This window comes from Micromonospora salmantinae (assembly GCF_022230905.1).
GTDB classification, from domain to species: domain Bacteria; phylum Actinomycetota; class Actinomycetes; order Mycobacteriales; family Micromonosporaceae; genus Micromonospora; species Micromonospora salmantinae.
The window spans coordinates 307,662-327,377 of record NZ_JAKKFG010000045.1 but is presented as its reverse complement, the minus strand read 5'-3'; the positions used below and the strand labels follow the sequence as shown (position 1 = coordinate 327,377).

Sequence of the window (19,716 nt, the reverse complement as noted above, 5' to 3'; positions counted from 1 at the left end):
GATAGGGGGATACTGGTGCCGACGTTCATGTTCTCCGAGGGGGTGACGGTCGTGCCGCACGTCACGCTGCCCGGGGTCGTGATCGGGGTCGACATCGGCACCACCAGCACGAAGGCCGTCGCGTACGACACCGACGGACGGCAGCTCGGCAGTCACCTGGTCGGCTACCCGCTGAACAACCCGCAACCCGGCTACGCCGAGCAGGATCCGCAGCTCATCCTCGAAGCGGTGCTCAAGTCGATCAGCATGGTCGTGGCCGAGCTGGTCCAGCCGGTGGCCGGGCTGTCGTTCGGCTCCGCCATGCACAGCCTGATCGGGTTGGACCGGGACGGCAGTCCGCTCACCCCGTCGGTGACGTGGGCCGACTCGCGGTCCACCCGGCAGGCCGAGCGGTTGCGGGCGGTGCCGTCGGGGCTGGCCCTGCACCGGCGTACCGGCACGCCGATGCACCCGATGTCGCCGCTGCCCAAGCTGCTGTGGTTCGCCGAGCAGGAGCCGAAACTCTTCGAGCGGGTGTCGCACTGGGTGAGCATCAAGGACTGGGTGCTGCTGCGGCTCTGCGGCGCACTGGTCACCGACCACTCGATCGCCTCGGCCACCGGCCTGCTCGACATCCACGAGCTGAAGTGGGACCGGGAGGCGCTGACCATCGCCGGCATCACCCAGGAACAGCTCCCGCAGCTCGTCGCCACCACCGCCGTGCTGCCCAACCTGACCCCGCAGGTCGCTGCCGAGACCGGCCTGCCGGAGCGCACCCCGGTGGTGGTCGGCGCGGGCGACGGACCGCTGGCGAACCTGGGCCTGGGCGCGGTGCACCCCGGCATGGTGGCCTGCTCGATCGGCACCAGCGGCGCGATGCGGGTGATGGTCGAGCGGCCCGGCGTGGACCCGCTCGGTGGGGTGTTCTGCTACGCGCTGACCGAGCATCGCTGGGCGGTCGGTGGCGCGATCAACAACGGCGGCATCGTGCTCAAGTGGGCCGGCGCGGCGCTCGCCCCGGACCTGGGCGAGCACTCCGAGGAGGACCTGGTCGCCCTGGCGGCCCGCGCGCCTGTCGGTTCGGGTGGGCTCATCATGCTGCCGTACCTGCACAGCGAACGGGCACCGCACTGGAGCGCCCTGCCGCGCGGCGCGTACGTGGGGTTGACCCACGCGCACCGCCGCGAGCACCTGGTGCGGGCCGCGTTGGAGGGCGTCTGTCAGCAACTCGCGCTGGTGCTCAGCTCGGTGCGCGCGGCCGGCAACGAGGTCCGGGAGGTCCGGGCCGGTGGCGGCTTCGCCCGCAGCGGCCTGTGGCGGCAGATGCTCGCCGACGTGCTCGGCCTGCCGGTGAGTTTCCCGGCCGCGCACGAGGGGTCGAGCTTCGGGGCGGCGCTGCTCGGCATGGAGGCGCTGGGGCTGATCCCCAGCATCGACGTCGCCGCCGATCTCGTGCGGATCGAGGAGACGGTCCGCCCCGACCCGGCCGCCTCCGCCACCTACGCGGCGCTGCTGCCGCTCTTCGCCGAGCTGTACGAGGCCCTCACGCCCACCTTCGCCTCGATCCGCCGGATGGCACCCGGCCTGCCCACCGGCCCCGAACCACAGGCGTGAGCGGTGCTGGCTCGCCGCCGGGTCAGGGCGCTTCGACGCCGGCGATCAGGTAGCGCTGCACGTCGGCGTCGAGGATGGCAACCTCCTGCGCGTCGTCCGGCCCGGAGCCACGGAACGCTGCCAACTGCTCCGGTGACTCCCAGCGTTCGTAGACGTGGATCCGGCCGGGCTCCAACGGGTCGGCCGCCAGCAGGAAGTCGAGGCAGCCGGCGGTGGCGCGCGCCCGCGCGATGACCTGCTCGCAGTCGGACAGGTACGCCTCGCGGGTGGCCGGTTCGACCTGCAGACTGCCGGCGATGATCAGCAAGGGGTCCTCCGGGCTAGTGGCTGACCTTTGCTCTGCACCCGCCCGCGCGCCACGCACGGTCCGTAACTGGCGCATGGGCGGGTGCAGAGCAAAGCGTGAATACCTGTGCGTCACAGTTATACCTGTGGGTCGTCGCGCTCGGGGGGACATTGCCGCCCGGACGGGTGACGCCGGTCCCGTCGGTCTCACCAGCCTCCAACGCTTCATATCGTGCAAACGTGAGAAAAAGCGACAAGAGGCGCTCATCTTCCCTGCTGGGGAACTCTGCCCGCGTACCCCTGAAGGCGCTGACGACGGCGGTCGCGCTCGCGGTGCTCGCGACGACCGGGCCGGCCACCGCGGACGGCCCGGGCCGTGCGCCCGTCGCGGACCCGGCGCAGACGACCGAGCCGGGGTACGGGGTTGAGCCCGGCGACGGTCAGAGCCACGAGCCCGGTGTGGACCCGACGCCGGAGCGCCCGCCGACCAGCGAGGTGTCCTGGCTGTCGTTTCCCGGCGGGGTGTTCGCTGTGGACTCGCTCGGGCGCACAGTGCGCTACCGCGCCTGCGACGGCGACACCGGCCGGGTCGCCGACCCGACCATGCGGGTCGCCGCCGGGGTGGCCAGCGGCGCGGTCGTGGTCGGAGGGACGGCCTACCGCTACCGGGTGCCGCTGGTCGGGCGCAGCGAGGGCACGTTGGAGGTGATCCAGCGGAACCGACCGCCGACGCCGCTGACCGGCGTGGTGGTCACCAGCCCGCAGCCGCCCACCGACCCGGTCGCCGGGGCCCGGCTGTTCCCGCTCAGCGGGCAGCTCGCCCGGGTGGTCGCCGACGCGAGCCTCAACCCGGCCGGGGTCACCGTGCGCGACCTGTCCGGCCGCTACGGCGACCAGCAGATCGCCGTCAACGGATCGCTGCGCCCCAAGGCGGCCAGCGTCATCAAGCTGTGGATCCTCGTCGAGCTGCTGCGTCGGGTCGACTGTGGACAGGTCTTCCTCGACGACGGGGTGCTGGTGACCCCCCAGGACGTGGTCGGCGGCACCGGTCAGTTGCAGTTCGAGACGTTCCCGCAGGTGGTCACAGTGCGCCGGCTCGCCCAGTACCTGATCAAGTACAGCGACAACGTGGCAGCGAACGTGCTGATCACCTACCTGGGTGGGTTCGCCCCGGTCAACGCGCTGATCGACTCGATGAACCAACGCTCCACCATCCTGGCCCGCCGGATGCTCGACAGCGCGGCGGCGCAACGCGGCGAGGAGAACTACACCAGCCCGGACGACGTGGTGTCACTGCTCGGCGCGGTCTGGGACGGCGAGATCCTCACCCCCGCCTCCCGCGACCTGATGATCGGCTTCATGCGGGAGCAGACCCTGAACACGAAGATCCCGGCGGCGTTGCCACCGGGCGTGCCGGTGGCCCACAAGACCGGTGACCTGCCGGACGCCTCGCACGACGTCGGCTACTACCTGATCCCCGGCACCGAGACCGCCGTCGCGTTCCTCACCGCCGGACCCATGGCCACCGGCGACGAGACGGTCCGGCGGATGGCCCGCACCGTCTACGACTTCCTGGTCACCCCGGTCGACGGGGCGGTCGAGGAGTGAGCCGACCTCAGGCGCCGGGAATGTTCGCCGGCGGGTCCTCCCCCACCAGGTCGGCCGCCGGCGGGTCCGCCGACACCGGCAGCCCGAAGTCCGAGTACGTCAGGTCGAGCTGGGCGGTCTGCGACTGCTCGCTGGCCAACTCGATGCGGTAGCGGACCAGCCGGCCCTGCTCGTCCACCGCAGCGGTGAACGGGACCGCGGCGGCCCGGTCGCCGAGCACGTTGCCGACGCCGCTGCCCAGCACCGCGCCGCTCTGGCGCAGATCCAGCGTGCCCGCGTACTCCCGCTCGGCGGTCAGCCGGACCCCCGCCGGTGCGCCCAGCGTGCTGGCCAGTCGGGTGTTGTCCAAGCCCTGCTTGGCCGCCGGGGCGCCCGGGGCGCCGACGTGCCACCAGGTCTTGCCGTCCCAGACCGGGACGCGGCGGTCCGGGGCGGTGACCCGCACGTACACGTCCGGTCCGGTGGTCAACCGTTCGATCTTCACCACACCGGAGGGCACCTTCAGCGAGGTGGTCTCCAGACCACGCTTCGCCTTCGGGTCCCAGAGCAGCACAGTGGCGTCCCCGTCCGCGCCGCCGGTGCCGACTGTCAGCTTGTACGGCTGCTCGTCGGCCTTCGCGGCGGCGGCCTTCAGCACACCGACCGGGTCGGCCGGGCCCGCCGACGCCGCCGGGCGACCCGCGTCCGGGTCGTCGTCGCCGGCGGCGACAAGCGCCCACGCCCCGGCGCCGACCGCCACCACGAGCACGGCGCCAGCGGCGATCAGCTTCGGTTTCTGCACTGTCATCTCCCCCGGGCGGTGCGGTCCGGCCAGACTAGCCGGACCGCACCTCGTCACGCCCGGCTGATCGCGTTGGCGTGGATCGCCTCGTGCAGATAGGCGGCCAGCCCCGACGCGATGTTCTCGTAGTACGCGGTGAACCGCTCGTCGGCCAGGTACATGTCGGCCAACCCGGTCTGCATCTCGTACGAGCACTCGTAGAACCAGCGGCCGATGAGTTGCCGGTGCTCCTCGGCCAGCTCCATCGCCTCCGGGCTGTCCGCCGGCGCGCCCGAGGCCATCAGCGCGACGATCCGCCGGCCCCAGTCCTCGTTCTCCGCCTTGTTGCGCAGCCAGTCTTCCTTGCTGTAGCGGGCGACCCGCCGGTTCGACTCCCGGTACGCGTCGGTGTCGCCCCACCGCTGCTCCGCCTCGGCCTGGTGCTCCTCCGGATCGAAGTCACCGAAGACCTCGAACCGCTCCTCCGGCGTGAGTTGAATGCCCATCTTGCTCGCCTCCATCGCGAACTCGATCGCCGCGACCATCTCCTGCAACCGCTTGAGCCGCACCGTCAGCAGCTCGTGCTGCCGGCGCAGGTGCGCGGCCGGATCGGCCGCCGGGTCGTCGATGATCGCGGTGATCTCCTCAAGCGGGAAACCAAGCTCCCGGTAGTACAGGACGAGTTGCAGCCGTTGCAGGTCCGCGTCGTCGTAGCGGCGGTAACCGGCCGAGGTGCGCCCGCTGGGCGAGAGCAACCCGATCTCGTCGTAGTGGTGCAGCGTCCGCACCGTCACGCCGGCCACCTTCGCGACCTGACCCACCGTGTACGCCATGGTCCCCCTCCCTTCCGGGAACCAGGCTCCTGCCTGCCGCTACGTGAGAGTCAACTCCGATTCTGGCCCACCATGGCGGGGGCGTCCGGCCGCCCGTACAGATAGCCCTGGCCTCGTGGGCAGCCGATCGCGGTGATCGCCTCATGCTGACGCTCGGTCTCCACCCCCTCGGCGACCACCGCCAGGTCGAACGCGCCGGCCAGGCGGGTGACCATCTCCACCGTGGCGTACGCCCGGTCGTCGGTGCCCAGCCGGGCCACGAACGACCTGTCGATCTTCAGCTCGGTGGCCGGAATGCGGTGCAGGTAGCTCAGCGACGAGTAGCCGGTGCCGAAATCGTCGATGGCGATCCGGATGCCCAACTCCCGGAGTTGGTGCAGCCGCTCCAGCACCGCCTCGGTGCCCTCGATCAGCGCCGACTCGGTCAACTCCAGTGTCAACGCCCGTGGTGCCAGCCCGGCGGCGCTGGTCGCCGCGGTGACCGTGGCGATCAGGTCCGGCCGACGCAGGTGCGCGGCGGCGATGTTCACAGCGACTGTCGCCTCCGGCACCCGGCCCCGCCAGGTCGCGGCGGCCCGGCACGCCTCGTGGATCACCCAGCGGTCGATCGGCAGGATCAGCCCGGTCTCCTCGGCCAGCGGCAGGAACCTCGCCGGCGGCAACATCCCCAGCCGGGGGTGCCGCCAGCGCACCAGCGCCTCGGCGCTGCGTACCGCGCCGGTGCTCAGGTCGACGATGGGTTGGAACTCCAGGTGCAGCTGGTCCTCGTCGACAGCGCGGCGCAGGTCGGCGATCAACTCGGCGCGGGAGACGGCCGACTCACGCAACGCCGCAGTGCACGTGCGGTACGCGGACTTCCCGGCCGCCTTGGCCGCGTACATGGCGATGTCGGCGTCGCGCAGCAGGTCGCTGTGGGAGGCGTGCTGCGGGCCGTACTCGGCGATACCGATGCTCGCCGACGGGTGCACCCCGACGTCCTCCTCGTCGTCGGAGGGCCGCAACGCGTCCAGCAGTCGCTCGGCGAGCAGCTCGGGTGACACCGGCCGGTCGCCGTCGACCAGCACGGCGAACTCGTCACCGCCGAGCCGGGCGATGGTGCCGTCGCCGTTCACGGCAGTGTGCATCCGGGCCGCGAGCCCGGTCAGCAGGGTGTCACCGGTGGCATGCCCGAACCGGTCGTTCACCTGCTTGAACCCGTCCAGGTCGAGCAGCAGCACCGCCACCGGCCGCCCGTCGCGCAGGGCCAGGCGTAGCCGCCGGTTGAACAACAGCCGGTTGGGCAGCCCGGTGAGCTGGTCGCCGTACGCGAGCCGGCGCAGCCGGGCCACCAGCCGGAGGTTCTCGTTGGCGGCCAGCCCCTGCCGGACGGCGAGGGCGGCCAGCAGCACCATCATGGTCACGAACACCAGCTGCGGGGTCTGCCCGGTGGGCCGGCGGGCCAGCACCACAGCGATGATCGCCCCACCCACCGGCAGGTACGGCAGCGCCACCCGCCACCAGGGCGGCAGCGGCGACTCGGCGGTGTCGTCGGTGCCGTCGCAGTCCGGTGGCGGCGGGTTGCGGGCGGCCAGGCCGATCAGCAGGTAGCTCAACGGCCAGCACAGGTCGATCGGGTGACCGGCGGTGTAGTCGGCGCGGGCGACCAGCGACACGTAGACGACGTCGGCGACGACCCGCAGGGTGAGGCTCGCCGCCAGGACGGTCATCGGCCGCCACATCGGCCGGGCCGGCCCGGAGACCGCGACCAGGATGGTGAGCTGCATCAGGTCGAACATCGGGAACAGCAGACCCAGCGTCCGCGCCGGATCGGCCAGCTCGGCGGCGGCGACCCCCCGGAAGACCAGCACCCACCCGATGGGCACCAGGGCCAGGGCGACGATCACCCCGTCCAGCAACGTACGGGCCCGACCGACCGCTGTCTTCGGTGCGGACGGCGAGCTGAGCAGCGCGGCCGTGCCGGTGAGGATGCCGGCGGTGAAGACCACCCCGACCACCGGCGTGTGCGGCAGGTCGCCGCCGACGAGCCGCTGCACCGTCCAGATGGCCCGACCGATGGCGGCGAGCGCCATGGTGAGGGCGAGCAGCGTCCAGAACCGGCGCAGCGGCGCCGGATGTCGACGGGCCACCCCGACGCACGCGAGCGTCGCCCAACCGGCGACCAGCATCGCGCCGATGTCGCTGACCAGCGCGGCGCCGGGCAACGCGGCGACCAACCAGCCCGCCTCCAGCAGGATGACCGCAGCCGCGACGAACGCGCCGGCGGGGTTGAGCGTCCCCGCAGCCTGCTTTCCGTCCTGTCGGGACACGGTCGCTCCGGCTCTTTCGTCGTGCGTGCACCCTCGGCGGCGCCGGTCCACGGCAAACCCCGAAAGCCTAACCAGCGCTCAGAAACGCCGCCAGAGCCGAACGTGCACCCCGCTGCGGCTCCGGCCTCGGGTCAGCGGCCCGCGGATCGGTTCCAGGGTGAACGGGGCAGTGCGGTGCCGGCCAGCGGACGGCGTGCGCGGCGGCGTCTGCGCCGGCCAGGGGTGCAGGGCGGGCGGGCAACGGTGTGCACGGCCACGTCGGCCGAGGACGTCGGTCGGCCGATCAGCCAGCAGAGGAAGCGTTCCATCGTCGGATCAGCCGACCGGGAGGCGCTCGGCGTCGGACTTGGAGATCTCGTACTCGGCACCGCAGAACGTGCACTGCTGCGCGTACCGGGTGCGGATCGGAACGAGGGGTATGAAGAAGAGTGTGAATTTCGTCGAGCGGCGAGTGATCACCTGCGCGGCCTGGTTGCCGCAGTGGCGGCAGACCTGCTGCACGACACCGGACCGGTCGACCTTGGTACGCAGACCAAAGATGAAGAACATCGCCCGCCAGTACCCACTCGACAGCGAAAAGTCACCAGATCTCGTCATCGGATCAGGACAATCATTGGCCAGCGTGTAGGTATAGCGATTGGTATACTCCGCTCGTGAGCCAGGAAGAGTGGGATGTCTTCGTCGTCGACGAGGTTCGTGCCTGGATCGACAGCCTGGACGAGCCGACGTTCGCCCGCGTGGTCCAGGCCATCGACGCGCTCTCCGAGGCTGGACCTGGGCTGGGACGTCCCCTGGTCGACACGATCAGCGGGTCGTCGATAGCCAACCTGAAGGAGTTGCGTCCAGGCACGGTCCGCATCCTCTTCGTCTTCGACCCTTGGCGCGCGAGCATTCTGCTGGTTGCCGGCGACAAGTCAGGCCAATGGACGAGCTGGTATCGACAGGCCATCCCGCTCGCCGAGCAGCGGTACGAGATTTACTTGAAGGAACGTGCACAGCAGGAGGGGGGACAGCGGTGAGTGGTCACGTGCGGTGGGCGGACATCCGAGCGGAGTACGTGCAGCGTGCTGGCGGCGAGGCGGCTGTCGAAGCGGGCAAGGAAGAGCTGCTCGCGCAGGTCGTCGGGCACCGCCTTGCCGAGGTGCGACGCTCTCGTGGCTTCACCCAGCAGCAGATCGCTGAGCGGATGGGCGTGACCAAGGGCCGGGTGTCCCAGATCGAGCAGGGCAGGATCTCCGGTCAGGAGGTGGTGGCCCGATACGCTGCTGCCCTCGGTGGCCGGCTCCACCAGGCGATCTATTTCGACGACGGTGACATCGCCGCCATCGCGTGAGGCCGCCAGCACAAGATCGTGCTCGATCCAGGATGTAGTGGCCTCCTGGGTGAACGAGGCCACTAGATCCCTGATCGAGCACGATCAAGGCGAGATGATCAAGGCGAAACCGTCAGTTGGCCGGCGCGGGCTCCAGGCCGGGGATCTCCTCGGAGATCCAGATCGGCTGCCAGTTCGGCACCTCGTGGAAGCGGCGCAGCTCGTACAGCCCGGCAACCGACCCGCTCCAGGCCCCGTACGGCGGGTTGGCCTCGTCGAAGCCGCTCTGCACGAAGGTCAGCGTGGTCCGGCCACCGGACTCGGCCAGCTCCCAGCTCGTCACGCCGGTCGGCCCCCAGTCGACGGACATCCGCCGACCGGGCTCCAGGTCGACGACCTTGGCCGCGTAACCGGTCTCAAAGCCGCCCATGGCGTACCGGCCGCCGACCCAGGGCTCGATGCCGATCGGGTAGCCGAACCAGGCGCTGGCCTGCTCGGAGTCGGTCAGCGACTCCCACACCTTGTCGGCGGGGGCGGCGATGACCAGCTCGCCCCGCAGGTCGGCGGAGGTGAAGTCGGTGCGGGGCAGCAGTGGCTTGCCCGCCACGTGGGCGGCCAGGTTGGCGATGGACAGCGCCCAGAACGTCTGGAGCACGCCCCGGATGGTGGAGCCGCTCATCGCCTCGGCGAAGTCGAAGTGGCTCTGGATCAGCGTCAGCACTGTGCTGTCGGTGCCCTCGGCGGTCAACTGGAACTCGGTGGTGGTCTCCACGCCGTCGAGCAGCCAGCCGAAGCGCAGCGTGTCGTCGTCGGCGTGCACCAGCCGCTGGTGCGGGGCGTCGCCCTCGGGCGTGTAGCGGCCCCAGAACTCGTACCGCTGGGGCAGCTCGACCTCGGCGTGCTCGGCCAGCCAGACACGCAGCTCGGCCGGGTCGGTCAGGGCCTGGCGGACGCGCCCGACGGGCGCGGAGAGACGGGCCTGGACCTTCATCGGCTCACTCATTGTCGTTCCCTTTCGGATAGCAGGCGACGGCCAGCTTGAAGGCATCTCCTTCGCTGCCGCCGTAGCGGGTGAACAGGTCCTGAAGTGCGGTTTGCAGGTCGTGCAGGAACTGCTGGCGCTGCTCGGCCGGCACCCGGATCTCGCCGGAGACCCCGATCGAGGGCAACTCGGGTGCCGCCCGGTCCAGGCCAGCGATGTCGGCCTGGACCTCCTCCATCAGGTCGAGCAGGTAGCCCAGGCTCAGCTCGTCGCGGGCCCGGCGCAGGCCGATCCGGCCGACGAGCCGCGGGGAGAGCCAGTAGGAGCGGGCGGCGGCCTGGTAGATGCCTTCGGTGATGCCGCGGACCTTGCGTTCGTTGACCAGCTCGACGAGGCCGGCCGCGACGAGTTGCTTGACGTGGTAGTAGACGCGCTGTGGCGTCTGGTCGAGTCGGGCCGCGACCTCGGTGCAGGTGCGCGGCTCGGCCAGTTGCCGCAGCACCTCGACGCGCTGCGGCTTGAGCAGGACTTCGGCCTGCTCGATCTGCTCCAGGTACAGGACGTCTCTCATGGCAAAATCAGTTTGTACGTACAAAACTTCTTTGTCAATCGCTTCGCGAGAAGCCGCGCCGACTTTTTTCGACGCGGCTTCAGGCGGCGGTCAGCAGGTGATCAGGGCAACCAGTCCGGCCGAAGCGGGTAGCCGCTCACGCCGTTCGGGCCGTTGTGGGTAGCCAACACCTGGTGCAACTGGATGCCGTTGCGTTCGAACGCCATCCGCGACCCGGCCATGTAGAGCCCCCACACCCGGGCGGTGCCCGCGCCCACCTCCGAGACGCAGAAGTCCCAGTGCTCGACCAGGTTGCGACACCAGGCGGCCAGCGTCAGCGCGTAGTGCTGGCGCAGGTTCTCCTCGTGGTGCACCTCGAACCCGGCGTCGTGCACCTCGCTGATCAACCGGCCCGGACCGGCCAGCTCACCGTCCGGGAAGACGTACCGGTCGATGAACGCGCCCGAGCGGTGCGGCGCCCGGTTGTCCGCGCGGGTGATGCAGTGGTTGAGCAGTCGCCCGCCCTGCCGCAGCCGGCTGCGAAGCGACCCGAAGTAGGCCGGGTAGTTGCGCACCCCGATGTGCTCGGTCAACCCGATCGAGGAGATGGCGTCGAACTGCTCGGCCGGCGCGTCCCGGTAGTCGAGGTATCGCACCTCCGCCAGCTCGGTCAACCCCTCCCGCTCGATAGCGGCCTGCGCCCACTGCGCCTGCGCCTTCGACAGGGTCACCCCGAGGGCCTTGACCCCGTACTCGCGGGCGGCGTGGCGCACCATGCCACCCCAGCCGCACCCGACATCCAGCAGCCGCATCCCCTTCTTCAGCGCCAGCTTGCCGGCGACCAGGTCGTACTTCGCCGCCTGGGCCTGCTCCAGCGTGTCGTCCGGAGACCGGAAAACCGCGCAGGTGTACGTCATCGACGGGCCGAGCACCTTCTCGTAGAAGGCGTTGGAGACGTCGTAGTGGTGCGAGATGGCAGTGCTGTCACGCACCCGCGAGTGCCGCAGCCCGTTCATCACCCGCTTCCAGCGGGGCTGCGCCTCCTGCGGCGGTGCCGGCGGCGGCATCAGCCGCTCCCAGCCCAGCCCACGGACCAGCGCCAGCCCCTCGGCCAGCGACGGTGGGCGTAACCGCAGCTCGTCCTTGAGCACCCGCAACGCCTCGTACGGGTCACCCGGGTGCACGCCCTGCAACGCCAGGTCACCACTGACGTACGCCCGGGCCATACCCAGGTCGCCGGGTGCGGTGAGCAGGTACGACAGCCCACGCTCGGAATGGATCGCCAGGGTGATGCCGGCGTCGGACGGGCCGACGGCGCTGCCGTCGTACCCGGTGATCCGCACCGGCAACGGCCCCGTGGTGACCGCGCGGATGACGTCCGCGACGGTCGGACCCGTGTGCCGGCCCCCCGCCGGCGGGGTGGCGGGGACGCTCGCCGCCCCCTGATCTCTGTCGGTCAGGCTCATGCTCGTGCTACCGCCTTTTCGTACAGTCCCGTCAGCCGGTGGTCCGGGTCGTAGCGGTCTTTCACCGCGCGCCACGTGTCGCCGCCGTAGAGGCGATCGAAGGCGTCCCGGTCGTAGTACGCGTCGGAGTAGAGCGACTTGTGCCCGCCCGACTCCGACACCCTGCGTTCGATCGTGCGGTTGACGTCGCCGTCGGCGCCGCCCGGCGCGATCGGCACGCTCCCCCAGAACCCGATGTTGACGTAGTCCTGCCCGGGCCGCAGCGGATACAGCGGCCAGGACCGCGCTGATCCGGGCCCCGCCGGCTCACGCAGTCGCAACGGACACAGCCACACCGGGTTCATCCCCACCGCGCCGGCGAACCAGCGCAGGAAGTCGGCAGTACGGTCCAGCGGGATCTCCACGTCCTGCACGACCCGCTCCCGGGCCGGTTGCCCGCGCAGCCGGTCGATCCGGGCCGCCACCTGGTGGCGGTGCTCCAGCCGGACCAGTCGGTGGTAGAAGTCGCTGCGCCGGTAACGCGCCGGCCAGAGCCTGCGCACGACCGGGTGCTGCGCGCCGAACGCCGACGAGCACCAGAACCAGTCGGTGTCCCAGCGCCACAGATAGTCGTACGCGGTGAGCACGTCGCGGGTGCGCTGGCGCAGCGACCGGTAGTAGATGGCCTGACCGGTGTAGTCGCTGGGCGGGTCGGCCGCATCGGTGAACGTGGCGAAGATCAGGTAGGCCTCGCCGGGGCTGAACATCACCCCGTCCATCGCGTCCACCGGCTCGCCGGCCCAGGACCGGGTGGCGGTCACCTCCGCTATCGCGTCGGTCAGCGCCTCCAGTTGGGTGAACCGGACGTTGCGCAACGCCACGTACCGGCCGACCGGTTGCAGCTCGATGCGCAGCCGGGTGGCGTACCCGAGGCTGCCCAGCGAGTTGGGGAACGCGGTGAACAGGTCGGCGTGCTCGCCGTCTGGTCGGGCGGTGATGATCTCGCCGGAGCCGGTGAGCACGTCCAACTCCTGGACGGACTCGTGCGGCAGCCCGTTGCGGAACGAGGTCGACTCGATCCCGAGGCCGGTCACCGCGCCGCCCAGCGTGATGGTGCGCAACTGCGGCACCACGAGCGGCATCAGCCCGTGCGGCAGCGTCGCGTCGACCAGGTCCTCATAGGTGCACATGCCCTGCACGTCGGCGGTACGGCCGGCCGGGTCGACCGACAGCACGCCGTTCAGGCCACTCACGTCGAGCCCCGGAGTCCGGGGAGCGGACCGGGGACGGAACAGGTTGGAGGTGCGTTTGGCCAGCCGGACAGGCTCGCCAGTGGGCACCGCGGCGTACGACCGCCGCAGCGTGTCCACCGCTTGATCATGGTCAATCGGTTGATCCACACGCTCAGCGCGCATGTGATCACCTTACGCTCGCCGTTTGGAAACCGTGGGATGTCGGCGGTGGCAGTTTCCCGTCCGGCGGCAGGCCTGACGGCTACCGTGGCGGGCATGCCATCGCCAGCGATCACCGCCCTGGACGCCGCCCAATTGCCGTATCGGCTGGTCAGCCACGGTGCGGTAGGCAGTCTCGCGGAGGCCGCCGCGGCCCGGGGCGTGGCCGTTCCCGACGTGGTCAAGACGATAGTGGTCCGGCGTGGTGAAGACGATCACCTGTTCGTGCTCACCCCCGGCGACCGGGTCATCTCCTGGCCCAAGCTGCGCGCCCTGCTCGGGGTGCACCGGCTCTCCATGCCGGACGCGGCGGGCGCCCTGGCCGCCACCGGTTACGAACGCGGCACCATCACCCCGTTCGGCGCGAGCAGGGCCTGGCCGGTGGTCGCCGACGAGCGACTGCGCGGCCGGGAGATCACCCTGGGCGCCGGTGAGCGCGGTCTCGCCGTCGCGATCGACGCCGACGCCGCGATCGCCGCCCTCGACGCCACAGTGGCCGACGTCACCGACCCGCAGCCCACCCGCTGAGCGCTGCCGGAGCGGCGGCGCGGCCTACTGTTGGGACATGCCGAAAGCCGTGTGGAACGACCTGGTCGTCGCCGAGAGCGACGACACCGTGCTGGTGGAGGGCAACCACTACTTCCCCCGCTCCGCCCTGCGCGACGACCTGATTCGCGAGTCCGCGACGCACACCGTCTGCCCGTGGAAGGGCACCGCCTCCTACTACTCCCTCGAACACGAGGGCAGCACCAGCAAGGACGCGGTCTGGTATTACCCGGAGCCCAAACCCGACGCCGAGATGGTGCGTGACCGGGTGGCGTTCTGGAAGGACGTCCGGGTCGTCGACTGACGGCGCCGACTGGCCGCGGCCGACGGCGGTGGGTGAGGATGGCCCGTATGTCCGCGCCCGAGGAACGCCCCGACCCCGCCGGCACCGTCTACGGCGGTCACCGGGCACCGCGCTCCGGGCCGCTGGCCGACCCGTTGCTGCGGGTCGCGGCGGCCGTCGGGGCCGTCGGCGTACTCCTGGGGGTCGTCTTCGCCACCGGGCTGCTCGACGGTGACGACGAGCCGCCGGTGCCGGCGTCGGTCGGTACGCCGTCCAACGCGGCGCAGCCCAGCGAGCCGGCCGGCGAGCCGAGCCCGACCGCACCGGCCGAGCCGTCACCGACCCCGTCGGCCAGCACGCCAGCCGCCCCGCCCACCGGGCCCCGGGTGCTGCGCGCCGCCTCGGGCCTCTGCCTGGGGCTCGACGGTGACGGCAAGGAGGCCGAGGCCGAGTTGGCAGTGTGCACCGGCACCCCGGAGCAGCAGTGGGTGGTCAGCCCGGCCGGCGCGGGCGTGCTGTCGTTGACCAACGCCGCGTACGGGCAGTGCCTCGACGTCGAGGGTGGCAGCGGGGACGACGGCGCGCGGTTGCTCCAGTTCCCCTGCCACGGTGGGCCCAACCAGCAGTGGCGGTTCGGCGGGACCGGCACCAGCGCGGTGCTGCTCATCGCCGCGCACAGCAACAAGTGCGCCCAGGCTGACGACGACGCCGTCGAGGCCGGCGACGACATCCGGCAGCGACAGTGCGACGGCCGGCCGGCCCAGCAGTGGACCCTCGGCTGACCGTCCGAGCCGCTCAGCCCCGGTAGCTCCAGGCCCGCGGTGCGGTGGCGGCGATCAGCACGGCCTCCGGCACTCCTCGGCCCGGTCGGCGGCGCAGCAGCAACGACAGCCCGGCGGCGCCGATCGACAGCGCGCCCGCCACGTACCAGGCCATCGCGTAGTCGCCCAGCCGGTCCCGGACCAGCCCCGCGCCGGTCGCGGCGACCGCCGCGCCGAGCTGGTGCGCGGCGAACACCCAGCCGAACACCACAGCTCCGGCGCCACCGAAGTACTCCCGGCACAGCGCCACCGTCGGCGGCACGGTGGCCACCCAGTCCAGGCCGTAGAAGACGATGAACACCAGCATGCTCGGCTCGGCGGTGCCGGAGAACAGGCTCGGCAGCACCAGCAGGGACAACCCGCGCAGCGCGTAGTACATGCCGAGCAGCAGCCGGCTGTCCACCCGGTCGGTGAGCCAGCCGGAGGCGATGGTGCCGACGATGTCGAAGAGCCCCACCAGGGCGAGCAACCCGGCCGCTGTGGTCTGGGCCATGCCGTGGTCGTGAGCGGCCGGCACGAAGTGCGTACCGACCAGGCCGTTTGTGGTCGCCCCGCAGATCGCGAAGCCTCCGGCCAGCAGCCAGAACGGTCGGGTCCGGGCCGCGGTGGCCAGCGCGCCGAGCGCCCGGGTCGCCGCGCCGCCGGTCGCCGGCGGCGCCGCGACGACCTCGGTCGCCCCGTAGGCGGGCAGGCCGAGATCCGCCGGGTGCTCGCGCAGCAGCCACACCACCAGGGGTACGACCGCCAGCGCCGCCACGGCCACCACGAGTGCGGCGCTACGCCAGCCGTGGTCGCGTACCAGGATGGCGATCAGTGGCAGGAACACCAGTTGTCCTGCCGCCCCGCCGGCGGTCAGCACTCCGGTGACCAGGCCCCGTCGGTGCACGAACCAACGGCCGGTGACGGTGGCCACGAACGCCAGCGCCATCGAGCCGGTGCCCAGCCCCACCAGCACACCCCAGCAGAGCAGGAGCTGCCAGCTGGCGGTCATGAAGACCGTCAACCCGCTGCCCGCGGCGACCAGCAGCAACGCCACCGAGACCACCCGGCGGATGCCGAACCGGTCCATCAGGGCTGCCGCGAACGGCGCGGTGAGCCCGTAGAGCAGCAGGTTGACCGAGACGGCCGTGGAGATCGTGGCCAGGGGCCAGCCGAACTCCTCGTGCAGCGGGTGCAGCAGCACCGACGGGGTGGCGCGGAAGCCGGCCGCGCCGACCAGCGCCACGAAGGCGACGGCGGCGACCAGCCAGGCGGGATGCAGACGGCGGTTCTTGGTCACGGGGACAAGTCTGAGCCGGGCCACCCACCTCGACGAGTGGCCGGAAAGCCATCATGCGCAATAATCGGGCCATGAGCGCTGGCCCGCACCGGATCGCCGTACTCGCCCTGCACCAGGTGGTTGGCCTGGACCTCGGCACCCCGTCCCAGGTCTTCAGCACGGCCCGGGCCGCCGACGGGACACCCTTCTACGACGTCCGGGTGTGCACCCCGGGCCGGCGGCCGGTGCGCAGCACCGCCGGCTTCCAGGTGGTCCCCGACCACGGTCTGGAGCTGCTCGACACGGCGGAAACGGTGATCGTCCCGGGCATCCACGACGGCACCGCGTTGACAGCGGGCATCGTCGAGCCGGAGGTGACCGAGGCGCTGCGCGCGGCGTACGAGCGGGGCGCCCGGATCATGTCGATCTGCACCGGAGCGTTCGTGCTCGCCGCCGCCGGGCTCCTCGACGGGCGGCGGGCGACCACCCACTGGGCGTACGCCGAGCGGTTCCGCCGCCTGCACGCCCGGGTGGACCTCGATCCGGGCGTGCTCTTCATCGCCGACGACCGGGTGCTCACCTCGGCCGGAGTCGCCGCCGGCATCGACCTCTGCCTGCACGTCATCCGCCTCGACCACGGCAGCGAGGTGGCCAACCGGGCGGCCCGCCGCTGTGTGATGCCACCGTGGCGCGACGGCGGTCAGGCGCAGTACATCGAGCAGCCGGTGCCGAAGGCGACCGACACCAGCACGGCGGGAGCCCGGGAGTGGGCGCGGCAGCGGCTGCACGAGCCGATCGCACTGCGCGACCTGGCCGAGCAGGCGCGGATGAGCGTGCGCACCTTCACCCGACGCTTCCGGTCGGAGACCGGCCTGAGCCCGGCCCAGTGGCTGCTGCAACAGCGCACCGACCACGCGAGACTGCTGCTGGAGACGACCGACCTCAGCGTCGACCAGATCGCCCACCGCTGCGGGTTCGGCACCACGGCCGCCCTACGCCAGCAACTCCACCAACGCATCGGCGTGGCCCCGTCCACCTACCGCCGAACCTTCCACCCCCGCCCCGAGCCGATCAAAACCTGACCCCCCCCCCCCCGCCCCGCCCAAGCCATCGCTCTCGTCGATCTTGCACTTTGGGTTGCCGAAAAGTAACTTAGGTCCATTTTGTCGGGACAGGAAGTGCAAGATCGACGAGGGCTGGGGCTGGGGCGAGGGCTGGGGCTGGGGCTCAGGGGGTCGGCTTACGGGCGGAGCAGGTGTAACTGGGACTGGTGCTTCGGCAGGTGCACCCGGGTGTGCAGGTCCAGGGTGCGGGACCAGGGCAGTGGCTCGTCGACGACGAGGTCGAAGCCCTCGCGGAGGTGCGTCTCGACCGGGGTCTCCGCTGCCAGGCCGAGCTGGTCGACCAGCCCGCACAACCGGTCGCTGGTGCCGTGCAGCAGGGCGGTCAGGCCACGCAGACCACCCTGCTCGGCGGCGAGCGCGTCGAGCTGCGGGCGGTGCATGTCCTCCGCCAGCTCGTAGTAGGCGAACGGCGACCCGGCCAGCAACGCCTCGGTGGCCTGGATCATCAGCTCGTCGTTGGCGACCAGATGCGCGACGATCTGCTCGGCACTGAGCTGCCCCTCCGGAGCCGGACCGAACCCGCCTGCGTCGACCTCCGCGAACAGGGCACCGTAGGCCCGCCGCAATCCCCCGCTCTCCATCCCCCCAGTCAACCCGCCACGGCGGGAGTTAGCGGCGGGATTGGCGGGAGCGGAGGTAGTCGCTGACCACGTACTCGCCCAGGTCGTCGGTGTCCGGCGTGAACATGCGGCCCCGGCTGCGGCGGGCCACCGCGTCGACGAAGCGCCGCAGGCCCGGGTCGTCGCCGAGCATGAACAGGTTGAGCGTGGCGCCGTAGCGGCTCAACCGGTCCACCTCGCGGACCGTCGCCTCGATCGTCTCCGGAAGCGGCGGCCAGTGGAACAGCGCCTCCCCGTCGTCCGGGTCCAGGTGCGCGGTCGGCTCGCCGTCGGTGACCACCAGGACGATCGGCTCGGCGTCCGGGTGCCGGCGCAGGTGCCGGCCCGCCAACCGCAGCGCGTGCTGGAGGTTGGTGCCCTGCTCCATGTCCGGCTCCACGGCCGCCAACTCCTGCTGGGTGAGCGTCATCGCCTCCCGGCCGAAGCCCACGATCTGCAGGGCGTCCTGCGGGAAACGCGTCTCCATCAGGTGTGCCAGCGCCAGCGCCGTCTGCTTCATCGGCCCCCAACGCCCCTGAGAGATCATCGAGTACGACAGGTCGACGCAGAGCACCACAGCGGCCGAGGCACGCCTCTCGGTCTCCACCACCTCGAAGTCGTCCACCGAGAGCTGCACCGGGACCGTCGGCCCGGCCCGACTGACCGCCCGGGTCAACGTCCGGACCACGTCCAACGGTTGCTCATCGCCGTACTGCCAGGGCCTGGACGCGCCGCTGACCTCGCCCGCCGCACCGGCCGAGCGCAAATCGTGCTGGCCGCGCGGCCCGGCGGTCAGCTCCGCGAAAACCTGCCGCAGGGCGGTCCCGCCGAGCCGGCGCAGCGCCTTCGGGCTCAGTGTGAGCCCATCCGCGTCCCGGCTGACCCAACCCTGGTGGCGCAGTTCCCGCTCCAGATCGCGCAGCCGGCGAACGTCGTCGGCCGCGTCCCGGCCCAGCGTGCGCGCCACCGCGTCGACGTCCACGTCGTCGAGGGTCGCCCCCGGTTCCTGGTCGAGCTGGTCCAGCAGGTCGTCCAGGTCGCCGATCTCACCCAGCGCGCCGGCCGCGTCGGCGTAGTCCAGCGGCTGGTCGCCGCGGACCCGCTCACCTCGCCCCCAGCGCAAATCGGGTCGCAGCGCCCGCAGGTTCGCGTCGAGCGCTGACAACTCCCCCGCGAGGCGGTCGCCGAGCGACTGCTGCATGAGGCCGGCCAGCTCGGCGCGCTGCCGCTCGGAGAGCGAGTTCATCAGCCGCTCACCGGCCGCCGCCCGGCGGGCCAGCACGTCGATCAACTCGTCGACGTTCTCCGGCTTCTCCGGGAAGAAGTCGCCATGTCGGCGCATGAACTCGGCGAACGCGTCGGTGGTGTCCTCCGCGCGACCGTGCCGGGCGAGCAGGTCGTTCAGGTCGCCCATCATCTCGGCGAGCCGCTGCTGGGCGGCCGGGTCGGCGGAGGCGCGCACCGCGTCGCGCAGCCCGGCGAAGCGCTGGCCGAGCACGTCGTCGCGGAGTTGGTCGAGGATCTGCTGGTACGAGCGGCGGGCGTCGTCGCTGGCCCACTGGTAGCCGGACAGCTCCTCCACGGCCCGCGCCGTCGAGCGCGGCAGATTGTCCAGCACCGCCTCGGCGAACCGCGCGGCGTCGTCGTCGCGACCCCGCAGCTCGTCCCGCTCGGCGGCGAGCGCCTGGTCGAGCAGGGCCTGGGCCCGGGTCACCGCCCCGTCCAGGTCGCCCCTGCGCAGCGCCTCCCGGCGCAGCCGCCGTGCCCGGGCGGCCAGGTCGTCCAGGCCACCCCGTCCCTGTGGGCCACGGCGCAGCAGGTCACGCAGCGCCTCCCGCAGGCTGCCGCCGGCCAGCACCTCGGCACCGACCGCGTCCACCGCCTCACGCACGTCGTACGGGGGTGCGAGCGGGTCGGGCCCGCCGTTCCACTGCCCGTAACGGAACCGGTTGCCGGCCAC

The 19,716-nt window shown here is 71.6% G+C and carries 20 protein-coding genes; 8 read left to right on the top strand and 12 right to left on the bottom strand.

Going from position 1 to position 19,716, the window contains the following annotated elements:
• The first annotated feature begins 15 nt into the window (after nucleotides 1-15).
• Nucleotides 16-1,593 (top strand): gluconokinase, encoded by a 1,578-nt coding sequence (locus PSH03_RS30430; protein ID WP_238691122.1) that lies wholly within the window; start codon nucleotides 16-18, stop codon nucleotides 1,591-1,593.
• A 22-nt stretch (nucleotides 1,594-1,615) separates the two neighbouring features.
• Here the strand turns inward: PSH03_RS30430 and PSH03_RS30425 are convergent, their stop codons facing one another.
• The gene (locus PSH03_RS30425; protein ID WP_091393855.1) at nucleotides 1,616-1,900 is read right to left on the bottom strand and encodes a putative quinol monooxygenase; all 285 of its coding nucleotides are present in this window, start codon (nucleotides 1,898-1,900) and stop codon (nucleotides 1,616-1,618) included.
• A gap of 311 nt (nucleotides 1,901-2,211) precedes the next feature.
• Between PSH03_RS30425 and PSH03_RS30420 the strand changes: the two genes are divergently transcribed.
• On the top strand, nucleotides 2,212-3,486 hold the full coding sequence (locus tag PSH03_RS30420) for a serine hydrolase (protein WP_238691121.1): 1,275 nt from the start codon (nucleotides 2,212-2,214) through the stop codon (nucleotides 3,484-3,486).
• A gap of 7 nt (nucleotides 3,487-3,493) precedes the next feature.
• Here PSH03_RS30420 and PSH03_RS30415 read toward each other — a convergent pair whose 3' ends face one another.
• The 4 genes from PSH03_RS30415 to PSH03_RS30400 form a co-directional block, all read right to left on the bottom strand.
• A complete protein-coding gene (locus PSH03_RS30415) occupies nucleotides 3,494-4,267 on the bottom strand; it encodes a hypothetical protein (RefSeq protein ID WP_238691120.1) in 774 nt (257 codons plus the stop codon).
• A gap of 53 nt (nucleotides 4,268-4,320) precedes the next feature.
• The gene (locus PSH03_RS30410) at nucleotides 4,321-5,079 is read right to left on the bottom strand and encodes a MerR family transcriptional regulator (protein WP_210785939.1); all 759 of its coding nucleotides are present in this window, start codon (nucleotides 5,077-5,079) and stop codon (nucleotides 4,321-4,323) included.
• Nucleotides 5,080-5,129: 50 nt separating this feature from the next.
• Complete coding sequence (locus PSH03_RS30405; protein WP_238691119.1) at nucleotides 5,130-7,385, bottom strand: putative bifunctional diguanylate cyclase/phosphodiesterase; 2,256 nt, start codon at nucleotides 7,383-7,385, stop codon at nucleotides 5,130-5,132.
• A 315-nt stretch (nucleotides 7,386-7,700) separates the two neighbouring features.
• Nucleotides 7,701-7,982 carry a zinc-ribbon domain-containing protein gene (locus tag PSH03_RS30400; protein ID WP_238691118.1) on the bottom strand — a complete coding sequence of 94 codons (282 nt, stop codon included), beginning with the start codon at nucleotides 7,980-7,982 and terminating at the stop codon, nucleotides 7,701-7,703.
• A 56-nt stretch (nucleotides 7,983-8,038) separates the two neighbouring features.
• On the opposite strand from PSH03_RS30400, the gene PSH03_RS30395 reads away from it, so the two are divergent.
• A complete protein-coding gene (locus tag PSH03_RS30395; protein WP_238683488.1) occupies nucleotides 8,039-8,404 on the top strand; it encodes a type II toxin-antitoxin system RelE/ParE family toxin in 366 nt (121 codons plus the stop codon).
• Complete coding sequence (locus tag PSH03_RS30390) at nucleotides 8,401-8,718, top strand: helix-turn-helix domain-containing protein (protein WP_091393872.1); 318 nt, start codon at nucleotides 8,401-8,403, stop codon at nucleotides 8,716-8,718. The genes PSH03_RS30395 and PSH03_RS30390 overlap by 4 nt, the downstream gene beginning before the upstream one ends.
• 112 nt (nucleotides 8,719-8,830) lie before the next feature.
• Here PSH03_RS30390 and PSH03_RS30385 read toward each other — a convergent pair whose 3' ends face one another.
• From PSH03_RS30385 to PSH03_RS30370, 4 genes are all read right to left on the bottom strand, one after another.
• A complete protein-coding gene (locus tag PSH03_RS30385; RefSeq protein WP_238691117.1) occupies nucleotides 8,831-9,700 on the bottom strand; it encodes an SRPBCC family protein in 870 nt (289 codons plus the stop codon).
• Nucleotides 9,693-10,250: a winged helix-turn-helix domain-containing protein gene (locus tag PSH03_RS30380; protein ID WP_030490876.1), complete on the bottom strand. Its 558-nt coding sequence runs from the start codon at nucleotides 10,248-10,250 to the stop codon at nucleotides 9,693-9,695. The genes PSH03_RS30385 and PSH03_RS30380 overlap by 8 nt, the downstream gene beginning before the upstream one ends.
• Nucleotides 10,251-10,351: 101 nt before the next feature.
• Nucleotides 10,352-11,695: a class I SAM-dependent methyltransferase gene (locus tag PSH03_RS30375; RefSeq protein ID WP_210785936.1), complete on the bottom strand. Its 1,344-nt coding sequence runs from the start codon at nucleotides 11,693-11,695 to the stop codon at nucleotides 10,352-10,354.
• Nucleotides 11,692-13,089 carry an FAD-binding oxidoreductase gene (locus tag PSH03_RS30370; protein ID WP_210785935.1) on the bottom strand — a complete coding sequence of 466 codons (1,398 nt, stop codon included), beginning with the start codon at nucleotides 13,087-13,089 and terminating at the stop codon, nucleotides 11,692-11,694. Before PSH03_RS30370 ends, PSH03_RS30375 begins: the two co-directional genes overlap by 4 nt.
• A 93-nt stretch (nucleotides 13,090-13,182) precedes the next feature.
• Here PSH03_RS30370 and PSH03_RS30365 point away from each other — a divergent pair, with 93 nt between their 5' ends.
• From PSH03_RS30365 to PSH03_RS30355, 3 genes are read left to right on the top strand one after another with little or no spacing between them, the layout of a single operon-like run.
• Complete coding sequence (locus tag PSH03_RS30365; protein WP_210785934.1) at nucleotides 13,183-13,653, top strand: aminoacyl-tRNA deacylase; 471 nt, start codon at nucleotides 13,183-13,185, stop codon at nucleotides 13,651-13,653.
• Between the two features lie 37 nt (nucleotides 13,654-13,690).
• The gene (locus PSH03_RS30360) at nucleotides 13,691-13,975 is read left to right on the top strand and encodes a DUF427 domain-containing protein (RefSeq protein WP_112582349.1); all 285 of its coding nucleotides are present in this window, start codon (nucleotides 13,691-13,693) and stop codon (nucleotides 13,973-13,975) included.
• 47 nt (nucleotides 13,976-14,022) lie between these two features.
• Nucleotides 14,023-14,736 (top strand): RICIN domain-containing protein, encoded by a 714-nt coding sequence (locus PSH03_RS30355; protein ID WP_238691116.1) that lies wholly within the window; start codon nucleotides 14,023-14,025, stop codon nucleotides 14,734-14,736.
• Nucleotides 14,737-14,749: 13 nt separating this feature from the next.
• Here PSH03_RS30355 and PSH03_RS30350 read toward each other — a convergent pair whose 3' ends face one another.
• Nucleotides 14,750-16,054, bottom strand: coding sequence for an MFS transporter (locus PSH03_RS30350; RefSeq protein ID WP_238691115.1), 1,305 nt, complete (start codon nucleotides 16,052-16,054; stop codon nucleotides 14,750-14,752).
• 71 nt (nucleotides 16,055-16,125) lie between these two features.
• On the opposite strand from PSH03_RS30350, the gene PSH03_RS30345 reads away from it, so the two are divergent.
• On the top strand, nucleotides 16,126-17,115 hold the full coding sequence (locus PSH03_RS30345; protein ID WP_372494924.1) for a GlxA family transcriptional regulator: 990 nt from the start codon (nucleotides 16,126-16,128) through the stop codon (nucleotides 17,113-17,115).
• Between the two features lie 158 nt (nucleotides 17,116-17,273).
• On the opposite strand, the gene PSH03_RS30340 is transcribed toward PSH03_RS30345, so the two are convergent.
• Both PSH03_RS30340 and PSH03_RS30335 read right to left on the bottom strand, forming a co-directional pair.
• Nucleotides 17,274-17,738 carry a hypothetical protein gene (locus PSH03_RS30340; RefSeq protein WP_238691114.1) on the bottom strand — a complete coding sequence of 155 codons (465 nt, stop codon included), beginning with the start codon at nucleotides 17,736-17,738 and terminating at the stop codon, nucleotides 17,274-17,276.
• A 28-nt stretch (nucleotides 17,739-17,766) separates the two neighbouring features.
• Nucleotides 17,767-19,716: a vWA domain-containing protein gene (locus tag PSH03_RS30335; protein ID WP_238691113.1), complete on the bottom strand. Its 1,950-nt coding sequence runs from the start codon at nucleotides 19,714-19,716 to the stop codon at nucleotides 17,767-17,769.

What these genes read in the sequence shown, in the direction of transcription:
- PSH03_RS30410 (WP_210785939.1), bottom strand. Translation starts at nt 5,079, where the DNA reads ATGGCGTACACGGTGGGTCAGGTCGCGAAGGTGGCCGGCGTGACGGTG.
- PSH03_RS30400 (WP_238691118.1), bottom strand. Translation starts at nt 7,982, where the DNA reads ATGACGAGATCTGGTGACTTTTCGCTGTCGAGTGGGTACTGGCGGGCG.
- PSH03_RS30385 (WP_238691117.1), bottom strand. Translation starts at nt 9,700, where the DNA reads ATGAGTGAGCCGATGAAGGTCCAGGCCCGTCTCTCCGCGCCCGTCGGG.
- PSH03_RS30380 (WP_030490876.1), bottom strand. Translation starts at nt 10,250, where the DNA reads ATGAGAGACGTCCTGTACCTGGAGCAGATCGAGCAGGCCGAAGTCCTG.
- PSH03_RS30375 (WP_210785936.1), bottom strand. Translation starts at nt 11,695, where the DNA reads ATGAGCCTGACCGACAGAGATCAGGGGGCGGCGAGCGTCCCCGCCACC.
- PSH03_RS30370 (WP_210785935.1), bottom strand. Translation starts at nt 13,089, where the DNA reads ATGCGCGCTGAGCGTGTGGATCAACCGATTGACCATGATCAAGCGGTG.
- PSH03_RS30365 (WP_210785934.1), top strand. Translation starts at nt 13,183, where the DNA reads ATGCCATCGCCAGCGATCACCGCCCTGGACGCCGCCCAATTGCCGTAT.
- PSH03_RS30360 (WP_112582349.1), top strand. Translation starts at nt 13,691, where the DNA reads ATGCCGAAAGCCGTGTGGAACGACCTGGTCGTCGCCGAGAGCGACGAC.
- PSH03_RS30355 (WP_238691116.1), top strand. Translation starts at nt 14,023, where the DNA reads ATGTCCGCGCCCGAGGAACGCCCCGACCCCGCCGGCACCGTCTACGGC.
- PSH03_RS30345 (WP_372494924.1), top strand. Translation starts at nt 16,126, where the DNA reads ATGAGCGCTGGCCCGCACCGGATCGCCGTACTCGCCCTGCACCAGGTG.
- PSH03_RS30340 (WP_238691114.1), bottom strand. Translation starts at nt 17,738, where the DNA reads ATGGAGAGCGGGGGATTGCGGCGGGCCTACGGTGCCCTGTTCGCGGAG.